The organism is Phyllobacterium pellucidum (assembly GCF_013327855.1).
GTDB lineage: Bacteria > Pseudomonadota > Alphaproteobacteria > Rhizobiales > Rhizobiaceae > Phyllobacterium > Phyllobacterium pellucidum.
The window spans coordinates 22,673-39,027 of sequence record NZ_JABUMX010000007.1; the positions used below are offsets into that span (position 1 = coordinate 22,673).

The following is a 16,355-nucleotide window of genomic DNA, read 5'->3' on the forward strand; positions in this document are numbered from 1 at the left end:
TCAGGCACCGCTGCCGATGACTTCGGTGAGGCTGACGCCAAAGCGGGACGAATCGTCTTCGAGGACGATGACCTCACCGCGCGCGATGACGCGGCCGTTGACGACGATGTCGACTGGATCGCCGATCTGCTTGTCGAGCGTCACCACGGCGCCGCGGCCGAGCTTCATAAGATTTGCGACTGGCATGGAGGTGCTGCCGAGCACGACCTGAACGTCGACAGGTATACCCATGATGAGATCGATATTGGGTTTTGCGCCCGCCTGTTTGCGAGGCTGCGAGTCATCGCGCTTCAATTCCTCGATCGCTTCGTTGAGCTCGTCTTCGATCGAATTCCTGTCGTGGGGGGCCATGATCTATTTATCCCGATGAAGGTTAGAGGACGACGCTTGCGACATCTGCGCTGCGAACGATGCGGTTGACAAAGACCGGAAGGATTTTTGCCGGAGTTTCGGGCTGCGCCGGGGCTGATGCCGCCTTTGCAGCAGTAAAGGAAGGCTGTACCGAGACCGCCGGGGTGCGGACGCCATCCTGCAGATCCGACTTGGCGCGCTCGACGAGATCGATGGCCCGGGTAATTTCGGAACGGACGCGATCGGAATCGCGCAGGCGCGCTTCGAGACGCACGCTTTCGTCGCGGCAAGTCTCGCGTTCCGCCTGGAGGATCGCCAAGGCCTGTTGCAGGTTGGCGGCTGAACTGGCCACCTGGTGGGCCACGATCCGGCTCATCGCGTTGAGGCGATTTGCCTTGCGCAGGGCCGCCAGGAAAACCACAAGCGAGACGGCGGTCAGCACGATCGAGACGAGATTAACCAGCGGCAAGCTCATCAAGGAGATCCTCTTCTTCATTGATGGGGTCGGTGATCCGGACCGTGAATGCGCTGCCAGCCTTGCCAAGACGGCACTTGTAGAGTGCCTGGTGGCCGCTGCGCAGCCGCACCTGGTCGATCGCATCCTTGGGCAGTTGAAGTATCTGGCCCGGCTTCAGGAGCGCAAGTTGCTCGAGCGTCATCGACCCTTGCTGGAGATAGGCCTCCACATCGATGTGGGCGCGGCTGACTTCGAGCCGCAGCTTCTTTGCCCATGCGGGGTCGGAATGATGGGCGGGTTGCCGCAGCATGCGGGCTATGGCGTCCTGCATGGGCTTGAAGCTCGATCGCGGCAAGAGGATCAGTATTTGCCCCGAGCGACCGGCTGACTTCAACGTGACAGCGCAGCAAATCATGCGGGTTTCAGAAATTGTGTTTGGCGCGAGATGAGCCGGCTCGACCAGATCTCCAACCTGGAACAGCCCCTCGGCACCTGCGGCAAACATATGGTCGAGCGATGCCGTTACATCCGCAAAGACCTGTCGGGCGATGATGAGGTCCACTGATGTGAGCGGACGTGCGGCGCTGCCCGTTCCGGCACTCGTTCCCGAGCCGAAAAGCGCTTCGATCCCACAATCGACAAAGCTGCGGTCCGCAGCGAGGACGACGCGGGAGCCCCATTTCGATACCGGCACCATCCCGACAAGACCGGATTGCGCGAGCGTGTTCGTGATCGCGTCTTTCTCCAGCGTCCTGACGCCAGCGAGCTCAGCGGTAACAGGCACCTCGGTCTGTCCGGCAAACCGCGCACCGAATGACGCCGCGAGCTCCCGGAAGACGGTCTCCAGCGATTTGAGGTCATCAACCGACATCCCGGCGGCGCGAAGAATGCTCTCGGCGAGGACGTCAGGTCGTTTGGTTTCCGCTTCGGCTTCCATGATCACCCTATGCTGCCTGCTGCATCGGCGCCGGGGACAGGGTCTCCTGCTCGACCACATCGATCGACGGACGGTCATAGGCCGAGATTGTCTTGCGTCCGTATTCGAGCGCGATCTGGGGCAGGGCGCCGTTCATGTAGGCAAGCAGCGTCTGCTTCACGATCATGTAAAGGCGGTTCTGCTTCTCGCGCGTCGTCTTGATCTTCGTCGCGATCGGACCGACGACACCGTAGGAAAGGAAAATGCCGGCAAAGGTGCCGACCAACGCGGCGCCGATCAAATGGCCGAGAATTTCCGGCGATTCATTGAGCGCGCCCATCGCCTTGATGACCCCGAGCACGGCGGCGACGATGCCGAGCGCCGGCAGGCCTTCCGATACGGCGACCATGGCGTTGTATGGCTTCAGCTTGTCGCGGGCGATTGTGTGGAGTTCTTCATCCATGAGCGCTTCGATCTCATGTGACCGGGCATTGCCGATGATAATGAGGCGGCAGTAGTCGCAGATGAAGTTCGTCAGGTCGTGATTCTTCAGCACGCTCGGAAACGCCTGAAAGATCGGCGATTCCGTTGGATTGTCGATGTGAACTTCGACTTCGTTGCGCGATTTCGCGCGCAGTTCGCGCATCAATGCGTAGAGCACGCCGAGGACGTCCAGATAATCGCGTTGTTTGGGGATCTTGTTGGTGAACGCTTCCATGCAGGCGCGGCCCGTATCCTTGACCGCCGAAAACGGATTGGCAACGAGGAAGGTGCCGAAGGCGGAGCCGCCGATGATGACGAATTCCCATGGCTGCATAAGAACGGCAACATGTCCGCCCATGGCGATAAATCCGCCAAGCAGGCACCCCATCGTCACAACCAGTCCAATAAGAATACCCAAGTCACTCTCCCGCAGGTTTGCCAGCGAAGCCAAGAGCTAGCAGTTGCGGCTTGTGTGAACCTTGCAGGATTGGAGGGACGGCGCGGACAGCTTCAGGCAAGCTTGGTCTGCGACACATGCGCAAACCCTTCGGGAAAGGCGCATCATGAACACTTTGACGAGCTACACCCTGATCGCTAAGGATTTGCCGCGGTCACTTGCCCGTGTATCTGCAGAACCCGCGGTCAAGCGCGACAGCGAGTACTACCTTAAGAACATCCAGAACGTGAAATCCGTCGACGATTTCATGAAGGACACGCGGCTCTACAATTTTGCATTGAAGTCATTCGGCCTTGGTGACATGGCCTATGCCAAGGCGTTCATCCGCAAGGTGTTGACCGAGGGCATCGACAGCAACGAGGCTTTCGCCAACAAACTCAATGACGGGCGCTACAAGGAGCTTGCGACCGCGTTCAACTTCGTGAAGTACGGCGACAAGGCCACGAGCCAGCCAGGAACGCTGCAGCCGATCGTCGACAAATATGTCCGGCAGACACTCGAGGTGGAGACTGGCCAACAGAATGAGGGGGTTCGTCTGGCGCTCTATTTCGCCCGCAAGGCGCCCGCGATTACCAACGCCTACGAGATTCTTGGCGACAAAGCACTGCTTGAGGTCTTTCAGACCACTTTCTCGATTCCTGCGCAGACATCCGGCATGGACATCGACCGCCAGGCCAAGATGGTCGAGGACAAGCTGAACCTGGCGGACCTCAAGGACCCCGCCAAGCTCGCCAAGCTGATCACGCGCTTCACCGCGATGTATGAGATGAAAAACCCTTCGACCTCGACCAGCATACCGTCGCTGCTCGTCGGCGGTTCCACGCAGATCGGCATCGCCGACAGCATCCTGACAACGCTGCAGTCGTTCAAGCTTGGTGGCCGCTGATGGAAAATTCGATCTATGTCGGCCTGTCTTCGCAAATCTCGCTTGAACGGCGCATGGACGCGCTGGCGCACAATGTCGCGAACATGTCGACGCCAGGCTTTCGCGCCACCGGCATGAAATTCGACGTCATGGTTTCGAAGGCCGCCGAGAATTCGAGCTTCGTCAGCGCCGGCGAGAGCTTCATCAAGACCGAGGCAGGGCCAATCACCCAGACCGGCAATCCGCTCGACGTCGCTGCCAAAGGCAATGTCTGGTTTTCCCTTCAATCCCCCGCCGGACAGGTTTTCACCCGCGACGGGCGCATGCAGATGTCGACGACGGGCGAGCTCCTGTCGGTCAAGGGCTACCCAATTCTCGATGCCGGCGGCCAGCCGCTGACCATTGATCCCAATGGTGGCCCGCCGCAGATTTCGCCTTCCGGAACAGTTACCCAAAACGGCCGCCAGCTTGGCGTGATCGGACTGTTCACGATCGATCCAAATGCGAAGCTCACTTACTTCGACAATTCAGCTGTCATTCCAAGCGTTGCGGCGCAGCCTGCGATCGACAATCCGGATGCTGGTGTCATCCAGGGCGCTATCGAAGGGTCAAACGTCGACGCCATCAGCGAAATGACGCGCCTGATGAATGTCTCCCGCGCCTTTGAACGCGTCGATGCGCTGCTGCGTGGTAGCGAGAATACGTTCAAGGATGCTGTCAGGACCCTGGGGTCCAGCACATGAGCCATTTCCCTGGCGCCCGATAGCTAGCTCATGCACGCACTCGAAGACGCACTTCAGACCATAGCTGAGCGAAAGGGCAATCTCGACGCGCTGGCCCGCCTGATTTCAAAGGCGACAGGCGAACGCGCCGTGGCGACCGGCGGCTACGTCGAGGATGTCTCCCGCTCGGCGATCGGCGTGCGCGGCATTTCCGACAGCACGCAGCTGGGCGACATGGTGATGATCCGGACCACCGAAGGTTTGCGCCCGGCGGAAGTCGTCCGCCTCGAACAGAAGCGCGTGCTGATCAAGCCATTCGATGACCGCATCGTGCCTTCGCTCGGAACGCCGGTGTTTCCGGAGGGACAACTGCGCCTGTCGCCAGCGGCAAGCTGGAAGGGCAGGGTCATCAACGCGCTTGGGGAACCGCTTGACGGCAAGGGGCTGCTCGGAGCGGGGATCGAACCCGTGCCTGTCGATCGCGCAGCGCCGATGGCCATGGGGCGCGGCCGCGTCGAAAAGGGACTGCGCTGCGGGGTCAACGTCGTCGACGTCTTCGTCCCGATGTGCTTCGGGCAGCGCATGGGTATCTTCGCCGGCTCCGGCGTCGGCAAATCGACATTGCTCGCCATGATGACCCGGGCCGCCGACTTCGACACAGTCGTCCTAGCCCTTACCGGCGAACGTGGCCGCGAAGTGCGCGACATGCTCGAAGATACGATGGCGGGCAAGCTCGACAAGACGATTGCGGTTGTCTCGACGGGCGACGAAAGCCCGATGATGCGGCGGCTTGCGCCAAACACCGCGACGGCCATCGCCGAGTATTTCCGCGATCGCGGTGACAATGTTCTGCTTATCGTCGATTCGATCACCCGCTTCGCCCATGCCGCACGCGAGATCGCGATTGCGGCCGGCGAACCCCCGGTTTCGCGCGGTTATCCGCCGAGCGTGTTCAGCCAGTTGCCGCGCCTGCTCGAGCGGGCCGGACCGGGGCTCGATGGCGAAGGCACGATCACAGGCATCTATGCAGTCCTTGTTGACGGCGACGACCATAATGATCCTGTTGCCGATGCAATCCGCGGCACGCTCGATGGGCATATCGTGCTCGACCGGGCCATTGCAGCGCAGGGCCGGTTTCCCGCAGTCGATATCCTGAGTTCGATTTCGCGCCTCGCGCAGCACAACTGGACACCCGAACAGGCAAAGCTTGCGGCCAGCCTGCGCGGTCTGATCGCGCGGTTCGAGGAAACGCGCGACCTGCGCATGATCGGTGCCTACCAGGCAGGCAACGATCCGCATATCGATCAGGCCGTCACACTGGTTCCGCTCATTTACAATGCCATGCAGCAGACTCCGGCATCGCCACTGTCGATCGATCCCTATAGCGATCTCGCCGCCGCGCTGAGACCAAAGGAGCCATCATGAAGCCCAGCGACACGAAGCGTCCGGCGTCAGGCAAGGCAGACGCGATTGACCCGCCGCCAGTGCGCGTCCGTGACAAGCGATTCGACGGCTACCTGAAGGGCGCCGGCATCGTGCTCGCCACGATCTGCGCCGTGCTTCCCTTCGTCATGTATTACGACATTCTCGATGCGCGCCCAAAGCCGGTTGCTTCTGGAATAACGGTGCGCGACCCCCTCAATCGGACCAATCAAAAGGTTGTAAGGGAAACGCACGGCAATCGCGGCTCGGCACAGGCGCAAACCGGCGAAGGCGTGGATGCGATGACCACGGCCACGACGGCGGAACTCACCGGTGACAGGCTCAAGCAGATCGAGGAGGCGAGCAAGCAGCCTTTCCCCGGCAAACCGGTATTCCTGCTGCGCGAGGTTGTAGGCGGCCTGGTGATGATCGAGGACGAAAGCGGCTACTGGTTCGTCGAAAAAGGCTCGCCTTTGCCGGATGGAAGCACGCTTGTCGCCATCGAGCGCGGCGCCGATCCGGGCAGCTTCTCGATCAAGACCTCCGATGGCGACGTCATCACCCGAACCAACTGACTCGAGCCAACGACAGAAGTTCCGAAGCTGGCTCGGGCCGCAAGTCTCACGCAAGTTTGGCAGCGTAGGTTAAGCAAAGATTAAGCGCTTCTGACGTGCGAGGAAGACATGCAGGGAATCCATCTGTTCGAACTGGCATCGCGTCAGGCCGAATGGCTGTCGGTGCGGCAAGCGGCCGTTGCCGGCAACGTTGCCAACGCCAACACGCCCGGCTTCAAGGCGCGGGACGTCGAACCGTTCAAGGACGTGCTGCAGCAGACGCAGTTGACGATGGCTGCGACCAATCCGAAACACCTCGAAATCGACGCGTCCGGAATTGCAGCAACCACCATGCGCAAGGATGCGATTGCCGAGCAGAACCACTCGAAAAACACCGTCAGCCTCGAAAGCGAGATGGTGAAATCCGGTGAGGTCAACCGACAGTTTGCGCTCAACACCAGCATCGTGAAGGCGTTTCACCGAATGATGCTGTCTTCGGTAAAGAGCTAAGCCGATGTCCGATCCGCTACAGGCCGCCCTCAAAGTTGCCGCTTCCGGTCTCAACGCCCAATCGACGCGACTGCGCATCGTTTCGGAAAACCTTGCCAATGCCCAGTCGACGGCCAAGACAGCCGGCGGCGACCCTTACCGCCGCAAGACCGTATCGTTCGCCACCGAACTCGATCGCAGCACCGGCGTCGAAACCGTACGTATTGCCGAGGTCGGCAAGGACACCTCCGAGTTGGTCGAAGAGTACGATCCCAGCCACCCGGCCGCAGATTCGCGCGGCTACGTCAAATATCCGAACGTCAGCATGGTCGTCGAAATGGCGGACATGCGCGAGGCGAACCGTTCCTATGAAGCCAATCTCCAAGTGGTCAAGCAAGCACGCGAACTCATTGCCATGACCGTCGACCTCTTGAGGAATTCCTGATGATCGATCAACTTCTCAGTGTTTCCACCCGCAACGCTCTTTCGAAACTAACCGAGACGGTGAGCCAGGGAACCGGCGGGGCGTCTCAGGTTCAGCCCGCAGCCACCACCGGCGGGCCTTCCTTCGACAACGTTCTCTCGCAGCTCGCCGGATCGGTCAGCGGCAAGCTCGAAAATGCCGAGGCGATGTCAATGAAGAGCATGACCGGCGACGTGCCGACGCGTGATGTAGTCAACGCCGTCATGGATGCCGAGCAGTCGCTCCAGACGGCGATCGCCATCCGCGACAAGATCGTCCAGGCCTATCTCGAAATCAGCCGCATGCCGATCTAGGCACATCAACGGAACTTGGCCGACATGGCCGGAAGGGCATTAGAAATTCCATGAAAGCGCTCACGATCGCTGCGACCGGCATGAATGCCCAACAGCTGAACCTGGAAGTGATTGCCAACAACATCGCCAATATCAACACGACCGGTTACAAACGCGCCAAGGCAGAGTTCTCGGACCTGCTCTATCAAGCCGAACGCAGCGCGGGCGTGCCGAATGCCTCGAACCAGAGTGTCGTTCCGGAAGGCGCCATGGTCGGCCTCGGCGTGCAGACATCCGCTGTCCGCAACCTGCATATCCAGGGCGCGCTCAATCAGACCGGCAATCCCTTCGACGTCGCCATGGTCGGGCGCGGCTGGTTCCAAATCCAGAACGCCGCCGGCGAAACGCTCTACAGCCGCGCCGGCGCCTTCAACACGAATGATACGGGACAGCTCGTGACACTCGACGGAAACCTCGTCGAACCGAATATCGTCGTCCCGACCGATGCGGTCGAGGTGAAGATCACGGATACCGGGCAGGTCTTTGCCAAGATGGCCGACCAGACGCAGCTCGTGAACCTCGGCCAGCTGCAGATCGCCAATTTCGCCAACGAAGCCGGCCTCGAACCGCTCGGGGACAATCTCTTCCGCCAGACCGATGCTTCCGGCGACGCCGTGGTTGGCGTTCCGGGCGATCCCGGCTTCGGTACGCTCAAGCAGGGTTATCTCGAGAGCTCGAATGTCGATCCGGTCAAGGAGATCACGGATCTCATTACCGCACAGCGCGCCTACGAGATGAATTCGAAGGTTATTCAGGCCGCCGATGAAATGGCATCGGTCGTCTCGAAGAATCTTGGCGGCTGAGGATAATCATGACGGCAGCAGGACGCACATTCGCAAACATCGCAGGCGGCATCGCACTCGCGCTATGGGCCATGGTCCATGCCACCGGCGCCATGGCCGAGCGTATCGCGTTCATCGTGCCGTCGCAGATCATCTATCCCGGACAGACCATCGGCAATGAGGGTCTGTCCGAAAAGATCTTCACCATCAAGGCCAGCGCTGCCGGCAATTACGTGCTCCACGTCAATCAGCTCGTCGGCAAGGTTGCACGACGGACGCTGCTGCCGGGGCAGCCTATCCTGGTGACCGCCGTCAACGAGCCCGACCTTATCCAGCGCGGCGTTGCAGTCCCGCTGGTCTACAACACCGGGTCCCTCGTCATCAGCGCAAAGGGCGTGGCGATGGAGCCGGGCCATGCGGGCGATTTCGTCAAGGTCCGCAATGTCGACAGCGGCATCATCGTGACCGGCACGGTCCTCGCCGACGGCTCGATTCAGGTCGGGATGCAATAATGCGGTTTCTCGCCTTTTTCCTTGCCTTCATTCTTACCGGGACGATTGCGGCCAATGCCGGCGAGTCCAACGAAAAAGGCTATAAAACCCCTGCCGAAGCCAACGCTGCCTGGCGCCGCGCCGAGAACGAAGCCGAGCGCTGGGGCAGTGCCGCGTCGCCGCTGGGCGAGGGCGGTGCGATCGCACGCCTCAAGGACATCGCCAATATCCAGGGCGTCCGCGAGAACCAGCTTGTCGGCTATGGTCTTGTCATCGGCCTCAATGGTACTGGCGACAGCCTGCGCAATGCGCCGTTCACCGAACAGTCGATGCGCGCCATGCTCGACAACCTTGGCATCAGTCCGCCTCCCGGAGCCTCGCGCGTCAAGAATATCGCGGCCGTCATCGTCACAGCAAACCTCCCGCCCTTCGCCGGGCGCGGTTCGCGTATCGACGTCACGGTGTCGTCGCTCGGCGATGCCACTTCGCTCGCCGGGGGCACACTGGTCATGACGGCCCTTGCCGCCGCGGACGGGCAGAACTATGCCGTTGCGCAAGGCAATCTCGTCGTTTCCGGCTTTTCCGCATCGGGCGATGCGGCGAGCCTGACACAGGGCGTTCCGACCAGCAGCCGCATTCCAAACGGCGCCCTTGTTGAAAAGGAAGTCACCGGCAATTTCGGCCAGGACGAATTGGTGGTTGAGCTGCGTGAGGCAGACTTTACGACCGCCGTCCGCATCACCGACACGATCAATGCCTTCGCCAAGCGCCGCTACAAACAGTCGGTCGCCAAGGAGCGGGATTCGAAATCGATCCGCCTGCGCAAGCCGAAAGACATCTCGGCCACCCGCTTCGTCGCCGAAATCGAAGGTCTCCCCGTACCGACGGACGAGGTTGCACGCGTAGTCGTCGACGAGCGCACCGGCACCGTCGTGATCGGCGAAAAGGTGCGCATCTCGCGTGTCGCCATCAGCCACGGCAGCCTTTCGGTGCGCGTTACGGAAACGCCGATGGTCGTCCAGCCTGAGCCCTTCAGCGATGGCGTGACCGCCGTCGAGCCCAATACCGATATCCAGGCAACGCAAACGTCCAATATCGGCGTTCTCGGTGGAACTGATCTCGAAAGTCTCGTCAAGGGGTTGAACCAGATCGGCGTGAAGCCTCAGGGCATCATCGCCATCCTGCAGGGTATCAAGACGGCGGGCGCCCTGCATGCGGAACTGGTGGTGCAATGAGTTACGCCTGGACGGCTTCGGGTAGAGCCTATCGAGCCCTCTTCGGGATGATTCTAGGCGCGGCATTGAGCTTTGCCGGGGTGGCAGGCGCGCAGGATGCAGGGCACGAGGATGCCACGCAGGAGATCGACCGCTATTGTACCAACATCAACGACAAGGCCGCCGATGCGCGCTACGCCATGCAAACGCGCGAACTTCAGCAACTGCGCGCCGATGTCGATAGCCGCATCCAGGAACTCGAAGCCAAGCGTCAGGAATATGAAGTTTGGCTGAAGCGCCGCGATGAATTCGTCGACAAGGCCGAAGATTCGCTCGTCGGCATCATTTCAAAGATGCGCCCAGATGCCGCCGCTGCGCAAATGGCGCTGCTCGGCGATGAAGCGGCAGCGGCGCTGTTGCTCAAGCTCAATCCGCGCGTATCGAGCGTCATACTCAACGAGATGCCGCCCGATAAGGCCTCCAAGCTCGCGCGTGTCATTGTCGGATCGCGCGTCGTTTCACAAAAAGAAAGAACCGCCCAATGAAAAAAGCGGCCTCCTTCATCTTGGTCGCCAGCCTTATGGGCCTTGCCGGCTGCGCCAATAATTTCCGCGATCTCAACCGGGCGCCAGCCATGTCGCCGGTGGGAGCAGGCGTCGGCCAGACTTTCAGCGTCACCGATCCCGCCTATTATCCGACGCAGCCGAAGCCGCAGCAATATTCGCTCTGGCAAGACCGCCAGGCGGGATTCTTCCGCGATCCGCGCGCGGCCAATCCCGGCGACGTGCTCACGGTCATCATCAGGCTCGACGAGGAAGCGAAGTTCGACAACAAGTCGAATCGTTCGCGCGCCTCCTCGCAAGTCTACGGCGCAACGGCCGATATCAGCGGCAGCGGGATTTCGGGCGGCGACATCAGCGGCAATCTCGACCTGAACTCGGATACGAAATCGAAGGGCGAGGGCAAGATCGAGCGTTCTGAAAAGATCGACCTGCGCGTCGCCGCGATCGTCACCAACATCCTGCCGAACGGCAATATGGTGATCCAGGGATCGCAGGAAGTCCGCGTGAACTACGAGTTGCGTATCCTCAACGTCGCCGGCGTCGTGCGGCCGCGAGACATCTCGGGTTCCAATACGATCTCCTATGACAAGATTGCGGAGGCGCGCATCTCCTACGGAGGCCGCGGACGGCAAAGCGAAGTGCAGCAGCCGCCATGGGGACAGCAGGTCCTTGACACCGTTGCACCATTCTAAAGGTCGAAACCGATGAGCGCCGTCGCCGAAGAAACCACACCACCACCAAAGGGTCCATCATTGGTAGCCCTGATCGGCGTTGTCGTCATCCTGACCCTCATAGCTGCCGGCGGCGGATGGTTCCTTGGCGGCAAGCTTGGACTCGCGAAAAACGAGGCGGCGGAGACGGCTACCGAAACCAATCGCAGGCCTGCAGCTGAGGACATGCCGCTTGGAACGGTCGTGCCACTGAAGCCTATCCTCACCAATGTGAGAATTCCGCAGAATGTCTGGTTGCGGCTTGAAGCCGGCATTGTGGCGCGGCCGGGCGAGAAAATTCCGGACGAGCTTGCCGCGACGATCACCGGCGATTTCATGGCATTTCTGCGCACGGTCAACCTTATGCAGCTTCGTGGCCCGGCCGGGCTCGAATATCTGCGAACGGACCTCGAAGAGCGAGCGAAAATGCGCTCTGAGGGCAAGATCGAAAAAGTCTATATCTGGGCGCTGGTGATGGAATGAAAATACGTCTGCTGACGCCTCTGCTGGTCCTCGCACTCGGCGGGACCGCCATGGCCCAAACGCCATCGATCCTCGAAGGGCTCCTGCCGCCCGGCAGCGCCTCGACAAGTGGCCAGATCATCCAGATGCTGGCGGTGCTCACGGTCTTGTCGATCGCGCCTGGCCTCCTGATCATGGTGACCAGCTTTACCCGCTTTGCCATTGCATTTTCCCTGCTTCGTGCGGGGCTTGGTCTGCAGACCACACCGGCAAACCTGGTGATGATCAGCCTCGCGCTGTTCATGACCTTTTACGTCATGGCTCCCGTGTTCGATCGCGCGTGGCAGAATGGTGTCCAGCCGCTCGTCAACAACCAGATCACCCGGGACGTCGCGATGAATGAAATCACGACGCCTTTTCGTGAATTCATGCTGCGGCAGGTACGCGATAAGGATCTCCGCCTGTTCGAAGACCTTGCCGACGAATCCTTTCGCACCAAGGCCGACGGCGTCGTCGATTTGCGCATTCTCATCCCGGCATTCATGATTTCCGAATTGCGTCGCGGCTTCGAAATTGGCTTTCTCATCGTTTTGCCATTCCTTGTCATCGACCTCATCGTCGCAACTTTGACCATGTCGATGGGCATGATGATGCTGCCGCCAACGGTACTTTCCCTGCCGTTCAAGATCCTGTTTTTCGTGCTGATCGACGGATGGAACATCCTCGTCGGGAGCCTGATCCGCTCCTATACGTGAAACGTCCGTTAGCCGGTGAAAATTCCATTCGCCGGCGGAATTTTCATATTAGATAAAATCCGTAGGACCTTGTTATTAAAACGGTAATACATTAGACGTACTGATCACAATATGGCGGGTTGCCTTCAGGGCAATAGGCATCAGGCCGCTCCGTCACACCGGTGAAAACCCGGTATGTCCCCTTTTTTGTATCTCATCAGGGACCTACTTCCATGACCAGCATTCTTACCAATGCGTCGGCAATGACGGCGCTGCAGACGCTTAACACAACGAACAAGAACCTTGCTACTACGCAGGACCGTATCGCTACGGGCCAGCGCGTCGCCCAGGCTTCCGACAATGCCGCCTATTGGTCGATCGCGACCGGCATGCGCACCCAGAACACGGCTCTGTCCGCAGTCAAGGACGGCCTCGGTCTCGGTGCCTCGATCGTCGACACGGCTTACACGTCCCTCAACAGCGCCATCGACCTCGCTCAGAAGATCCAGGCAAAGTATGTTGCCAAGGAAACCCCGGGCACCGACGGCACCGTTATTGACGCCGACATTGCCCAGTTCAAGGCTCAGATCGTCGAAATGGCCAAGGGCGCAACCTTCCAGGGCGTCAATCTGCTTGCTACCGGTGGCACCGCACAGAGCATCGTGACGGGATATACATCCGGTACCGGCGTCACCACCATGTCCGTTGCCGCTTTCGACCTCGAAGCTGCCTTGACGTCTGCAACGACCTCGTCGGCTGTTGAAACTGCAATCGGCACGATGAAGGACGCAGCTGCCGCTTTGGGTTCTGCCAAGACCCGCATCGACACGCAGCAGGCTTTCACTGACAACCTGATGGACGCCATCGATCGCGGCGTCGGCCAGCTCGTCGATGCCGACATGAACAAGGAATCGGCTCGTCTGTCGGCTCTCCAGGTTCAGCAGCAGCTCGGCGTACAGGCTCTCTCGATTGCAAACTCGAGCAACCAGAGCATCCTGTCGCTCTTCCGCGGCTAATCGGATAAATAATATCGTTACAAGAAATTTGCCCCGGACTTCAAATCCGGGGCTTTTTCGTTTTGCTAACCTCAGTGATATTTTTCGCGTTCACGGCCAAGGATCGCTCGGGCATTGAGACCCGCAATCGGCTGCGCCAGATCCCTCGGTATATCCCCCGACAGCTGCAGATCGAGATAGCGCGCGCAGCAGACGCGAAGGAACGACGTGAAGTTGCCGAGATCATGACCGGCGTCAATCGACTCATGATGCAGCCGCGTAATGAGTTGCACGACGTTCATTCCGTCACGCCGTGCGATTTCCTCCAGTTTAGACCAGAAGAAATTCTCGAGCCGCACGCTGGTGACCATACCGTCGATTCGCAGCGAGCGCGTCGTGCTTTCCCATAGACGCGCATCCGCCTTGATGAACAATTCACACATGCTGCCTCCAAACCCGCAAACACCCATTGAGCTTAGCAGCGCTTACGCGTTGAGCACAGCCATGAACTGCTGCAACCAGGCAGGGTGGGCCGGCCAAGCTGGGGCGGTTACGAGCTTGCCATCGGTAACGGCATCGTTGATGGCGATCTCCGCAAACTTTGCGCCGGCGAGTTCGACTTCGGGGCGGCATGCGGGATAGGCCGAGCATTTGCGCCCCTCGATTACCCCTGCTGCGGCAAGAAGCTGGGCGCCATGGCAGATCGCGGCAACCGGCTTGTCGGCGTCGAAGAAGTGGCGGACGGCCTTGATCACGTTCGGATCGAGCCGAAGATATTCCGGCGCCCGTCCGCCGGGAATGACAAGCGCATCGTAATCCTCGGGACGGATCTCGGCGAACGTTGCGTTGAGTGCGAAGTTGTGGCCGCGTTTTTCGGAGTAGGTCTGGTCGCCTTCGAAATCGTGAATGGCCGTTGCGACCGTGTCGCCGGCCTTTTTCCCCGGACAGACCGCATGCACAGTGTGGCCGCAGGCAAGCAGTGTCTGAAACGGCACCATCGTCTCGTAATCTTCTGTATAGTCACCGGTAATCATAAGGATCTTGGCGCTTGGCATGTTTTTCCTCCCAAGGTTTCAACGAAGGAAAGCCTAGCAAATGCAGATCGCCTATCGGTACTAGCCGGATACTACGGGAGAATTTTCATCGGTACATGGTCTCGCGCGGCTCTAACTTCGCGCAAGCTTCGACCTCTATGGTTCCGTTACGGGATCGTGGTGGGAATCGATGGAAAAGAATATCAGGCACACATTCGAGCAGCTGTTTGCAGCGCTGAAGAAGCTCGGGGCGCGGCGGCTCATTGCCCTTGGCATCGTTGGTGTGACGCTGTTCAGCGTAATTCTCGTGTCGAGTTTCTACCTCAATCGTCCCCAGTACGAGACGCTTTATGTCGGCCTCAGCCGCGATGATGTGAACCGAATGGGCATGGCGCTCGGCGAAGCCGGCATCCCCTTCGACGTGAAATCCGACGGCACCTCGATTCTCGTTCCCTTCGGCAAGGCCGACCAGGCCCGCATGTACCTGGCGGAAAAGGGTCTGCCCACCAGCAACAATGCCGGCTATGAACTCTTCGACAATATGGGCTCGCTGGGTCTTACGTCGTTCATGCAGGAAATTACGCGCGTACGGGCGCTTGAAGGCGAGATTTCCCGCACGATCCAGGCTATCCGCGGCATCAAGGCGGCGCGGGTTCATATCGTTCTTCCAGAGAAAGGAAGTTTCCGCCGCGGTGATCAGGCGCCATCCGCCTCGGTCGTCATCCGTACCGAGGGCGACTTTGCGATCGAATCTGCCCAATCGATCCGCCAGCTTGTGGCCGCCGCGGTGCCGCAACTGACCGCCGCCGAAGTGACCATACTTGATACCAATGGCCGCCTCCTTGCTTCCAAGGACGATGGAACGAGCGCCGGTGCGGTCATGTCGGCGACCCTTGAACAGAATGTCTCCGCCTCCGTCGATGAAAACATTCGCAAGGCGCTTGCCCCCTATCTCGGCGTCGGACACTTCCAGACGAGCGTTCAGGTGGCGCTCGATACAGACAAGCGACAGACCAATGAGACGGTATTCGATCCGGAGTCCCGGGTTGAGCGCTCGGTTCGGGTCGTCCGTGAGAGCGGCGATTCGCAGAACTCGACCAGCGATAATGCGACCGGTGTCGAACAGAACATCCCGCAAGAACAGATCGCCAGCAAGAACGGAGACAGTTCGTCGGAGAAGACCGACAAGCGCGAGGAATTGACGAATTACGAGCTGAACTCGAAAACCGTATCGACCACCAGCGACAGCTACCAGATCAAGCGGCTGTCGATCGCCGTCGTCATCGATCAGGCGCGCCTTCTGCAAACGGCTGGTGCGACGCCGCCGCCGGCCAATTTCGTCGACCAGCAGATCGCCAAGATCACCGAGCTTGTAGCGACGGCGGCGGGCCTCGATCAGAAGCGCGGCGACGTCATCAACGTCACCGCCGTCAATTTCATGGAAACGACCGACGAGCAACTGCAGCCGACCTCGACGCCTATATCGGAAATGGTCTTCCGCCAGGCCGGCAGCTTCGTCAACGCGGCTGCGCTCATCGCCGCCGTTGCGCTCATTCTATGGCTTGGCGTCCGGCCCTTGATGCGCGAAATGGGCAAGGCGGCGGAGGTCCCGCAAATTGCCGGCGTGTCAGAGCTTGCTGTCCCGAATGTTGCAATGGCAGCAAATCTTCCTGCCGTCGCGCCCGCTCGCTCCGAGCAAAGCATGCCCTACGACGATCTGAGCGAACTCAGGCGCCGCATGCGCGTTCCTGCCCAGAATCGTCTCGAACAGATGATCGACATGGACGAGGAACGGGTCGCGGCGATCCTGAAGCAATGGGTCCACGAGGCCGCCTGAG

At 60.0% G+C, this 16,355-nt stretch carries 22 protein-coding genes; 16 read left to right on the top strand and 6 right to left on the bottom strand.

From position 1 onward, the window contains the following. Genes fliN through motA form a run of 4 tightly spaced genes read right to left on the bottom strand, consistent with a single transcriptional unit; the run spans nucleotide 1 to nucleotide 2,625 of the window. The gene (fliN, locus tag HQ945_RS20530) at nucleotides 1-351 is read right to left on the bottom strand and encodes a flagellar motor switch protein FliN (protein WP_036815168.1); all 351 of its coding nucleotides are present in this window, start codon (nucleotides 349-351) and stop codon (nucleotides 1-3) included. 22 nt (nucleotides 352-373) lie between these two features. Then, entirely contained in the window at nucleotides 374-826 is a 453-nt protein-coding gene (locus HQ945_RS20535; RefSeq protein WP_113282250.1) for a BAB2_0123 family type IV secretion system effector, read from the bottom strand. Further along, entirely contained in the window at nucleotides 807-1,745 is a 939-nt protein-coding gene (locus tag HQ945_RS20540) for a FliM/FliN family flagellar motor switch protein (protein ID WP_162737300.1), read from the bottom strand. Before HQ945_RS20540 ends, HQ945_RS20535 begins: the two co-directional genes overlap by 20 nt. A 7-nt stretch (nucleotides 1,746-1,752) precedes the next feature. Continuing rightward, on the bottom strand, nucleotides 1,753-2,625 hold the full coding sequence (gene motA, locus HQ945_RS20545) for a flagellar motor stator protein MotA (protein ID WP_027233093.1): 873 nt from the start codon (nucleotides 2,623-2,625) through the stop codon (nucleotides 1,753-1,755). A 142-nt stretch (nucleotides 2,626-2,767) separates the two neighbouring features. On the opposite strand from motA, the gene HQ945_RS20550 reads away from it, so the two are divergent. From HQ945_RS20550 to HQ945_RS20620, 15 genes are all read left to right on the top strand, one after another. Next, nucleotides 2,768-3,550 carry a DUF1217 domain-containing protein gene (locus HQ945_RS20550; RefSeq protein WP_091925293.1) on the top strand — a complete coding sequence of 261 codons (783 nt, stop codon included), beginning with the start codon at nucleotides 2,768-2,770 and terminating at the stop codon, nucleotides 3,548-3,550. After that, nucleotides 3,547-4,272 carry a flagellar basal-body rod protein FlgF gene (gene flgF / locus HQ945_RS20555; RefSeq protein ID WP_091925073.1) on the top strand — a complete coding sequence of 242 codons (726 nt, stop codon included), beginning with the start codon at nucleotides 3,547-3,549 and terminating at the stop codon, nucleotides 4,270-4,272. The genes HQ945_RS20550 and flgF overlap by 4 nt, the downstream gene beginning before the upstream one ends. 30 nt (nucleotides 4,273-4,302) lie before the next feature. After that, on the top strand, nucleotides 4,303-5,676 hold the full coding sequence (fliI, locus tag HQ945_RS20560; RefSeq protein ID WP_113282248.1) for a flagellar protein export ATPase FliI: 1,374 nt from the start codon (nucleotides 4,303-4,305) through the stop codon (nucleotides 5,674-5,676). After that, nucleotides 5,673-6,248, top strand: a complete 576-nt coding sequence (locus HQ945_RS20565; protein ID WP_246272752.1) for a hypothetical protein — start codon at nucleotides 5,673-5,675, stop codon at nucleotides 6,246-6,248. Before fliI ends, HQ945_RS20565 begins: the two co-directional genes overlap by 4 nt. A gap of 108 nt (nucleotides 6,249-6,356) precedes the next feature. After that, nucleotides 6,357-6,737: a flagellar basal body rod protein FlgB gene (flgB, locus tag HQ945_RS20570; RefSeq protein WP_113282247.1), complete on the top strand. Its 381-nt coding sequence runs from the start codon at nucleotides 6,357-6,359 to the stop codon at nucleotides 6,735-6,737. A gap of 4 nt (nucleotides 6,738-6,741) precedes the next feature. After that, nucleotides 6,742-7,161 (top strand): flagellar basal body rod protein FlgC, encoded by a 420-nt coding sequence (flgC, locus tag HQ945_RS20575; protein ID WP_174208454.1) that lies wholly within the window; start codon nucleotides 6,742-6,744, stop codon nucleotides 7,159-7,161. Next, entirely contained in the window at nucleotides 7,161-7,493 is a 333-nt protein-coding gene (gene fliE / locus HQ945_RS20580; RefSeq protein ID WP_027233086.1) for a flagellar hook-basal body complex protein FliE, read from the top strand. Before flgC ends, fliE begins: the two co-directional genes overlap by 1 nt. Nucleotides 7,494-7,543: 50 nt before the next feature. Further along, nucleotides 7,544-8,335: a flagellar basal-body rod protein FlgG gene (gene flgG / locus HQ945_RS20585; RefSeq protein ID WP_027233085.1), complete on the top strand. Its 792-nt coding sequence runs from the start codon at nucleotides 7,544-7,546 to the stop codon at nucleotides 8,333-8,335. Between the two features lie 8 nt (nucleotides 8,336-8,343). Then, nucleotides 8,344-8,826: a flagellar basal body P-ring formation chaperone FlgA gene (flgA, locus tag HQ945_RS20590; protein WP_174208455.1), complete on the top strand. Its 483-nt coding sequence runs from the start codon at nucleotides 8,344-8,346 to the stop codon at nucleotides 8,824-8,826. Beyond that, entirely contained in the window at nucleotides 8,826-10,040 is a 1,215-nt protein-coding gene (locus HQ945_RS20595; RefSeq protein ID WP_113282245.1) for a flagellar basal body P-ring protein FlgI, read from the top strand. Before flgA ends, HQ945_RS20595 begins: the two co-directional genes overlap by 1 nt. Then, complete coding sequence (locus tag HQ945_RS20600) at nucleotides 10,037-10,564, top strand: MotE family protein (protein WP_343051287.1); 528 nt, start codon at nucleotides 10,037-10,039, stop codon at nucleotides 10,562-10,564. Before HQ945_RS20595 ends, HQ945_RS20600 begins: the two co-directional genes overlap by 4 nt. Then, a complete protein-coding gene (gene flgH, locus HQ945_RS20605) occupies nucleotides 10,561-11,274 on the top strand; it encodes a flagellar basal body L-ring protein FlgH (RefSeq protein ID WP_027233082.1) in 714 nt (237 codons plus the stop codon). Before HQ945_RS20600 ends, flgH begins: the two co-directional genes overlap by 4 nt. Nucleotides 11,275-11,286: 12 nt before the next feature. Beyond that, nucleotides 11,287-11,775 carry a flagellar basal body-associated FliL family protein gene (locus tag HQ945_RS20610; protein ID WP_113282244.1) on the top strand — a complete coding sequence of 163 codons (489 nt, stop codon included), beginning with the start codon at nucleotides 11,287-11,289 and terminating at the stop codon, nucleotides 11,773-11,775. Next, nucleotides 11,772-12,509, top strand: a complete 738-nt coding sequence (gene fliP / locus HQ945_RS20615; protein WP_113282243.1) for a flagellar type III secretion system pore protein FliP — start codon at nucleotides 11,772-11,774, stop codon at nucleotides 12,507-12,509. The genes HQ945_RS20610 and fliP overlap by 4 nt, the downstream gene beginning before the upstream one ends. Before the next feature lie 212 nt (nucleotides 12,510-12,721). Then, nucleotides 12,722-13,504, top strand: coding sequence for a flagellin N-terminal helical domain-containing protein (locus tag HQ945_RS20620; protein ID WP_027233079.1), 783 nt, complete (start codon nucleotides 12,722-12,724; stop codon nucleotides 13,502-13,504). Between the two features lie 71 nt (nucleotides 13,505-13,575). Here HQ945_RS20620 and HQ945_RS20625 read toward each other — a convergent pair whose 3' ends face one another. Both HQ945_RS20625 and HQ945_RS20630 read right to left on the bottom strand, forming a co-directional pair. Further along, the gene (locus HQ945_RS20625; RefSeq protein WP_027233078.1) at nucleotides 13,576-13,926 is read right to left on the bottom strand and encodes a ribbon-helix-helix domain-containing protein; all 351 of its coding nucleotides are present in this window, start codon (nucleotides 13,924-13,926) and stop codon (nucleotides 13,576-13,578) included. A 42-nt stretch (nucleotides 13,927-13,968) separates the two neighbouring features. Then, a complete protein-coding gene (locus HQ945_RS20630) occupies nucleotides 13,969-14,538 on the bottom strand; it encodes a DJ-1/PfpI family protein (protein WP_027233077.1) in 570 nt (189 codons plus the stop codon). A gap of 169 nt (nucleotides 14,539-14,707) precedes the next feature. Between HQ945_RS20630 and fliF the strand changes: the two genes are divergently transcribed. Further along, nucleotides 14,708-16,354, top strand: coding sequence for a flagellar basal-body MS-ring/collar protein FliF (fliF, locus tag HQ945_RS20635; RefSeq protein ID WP_113282242.1), 1,647 nt, complete (start codon nucleotides 14,708-14,710; stop codon nucleotides 16,352-16,354). Nucleotide 16,355 lies beyond the last annotated feature (1 nt).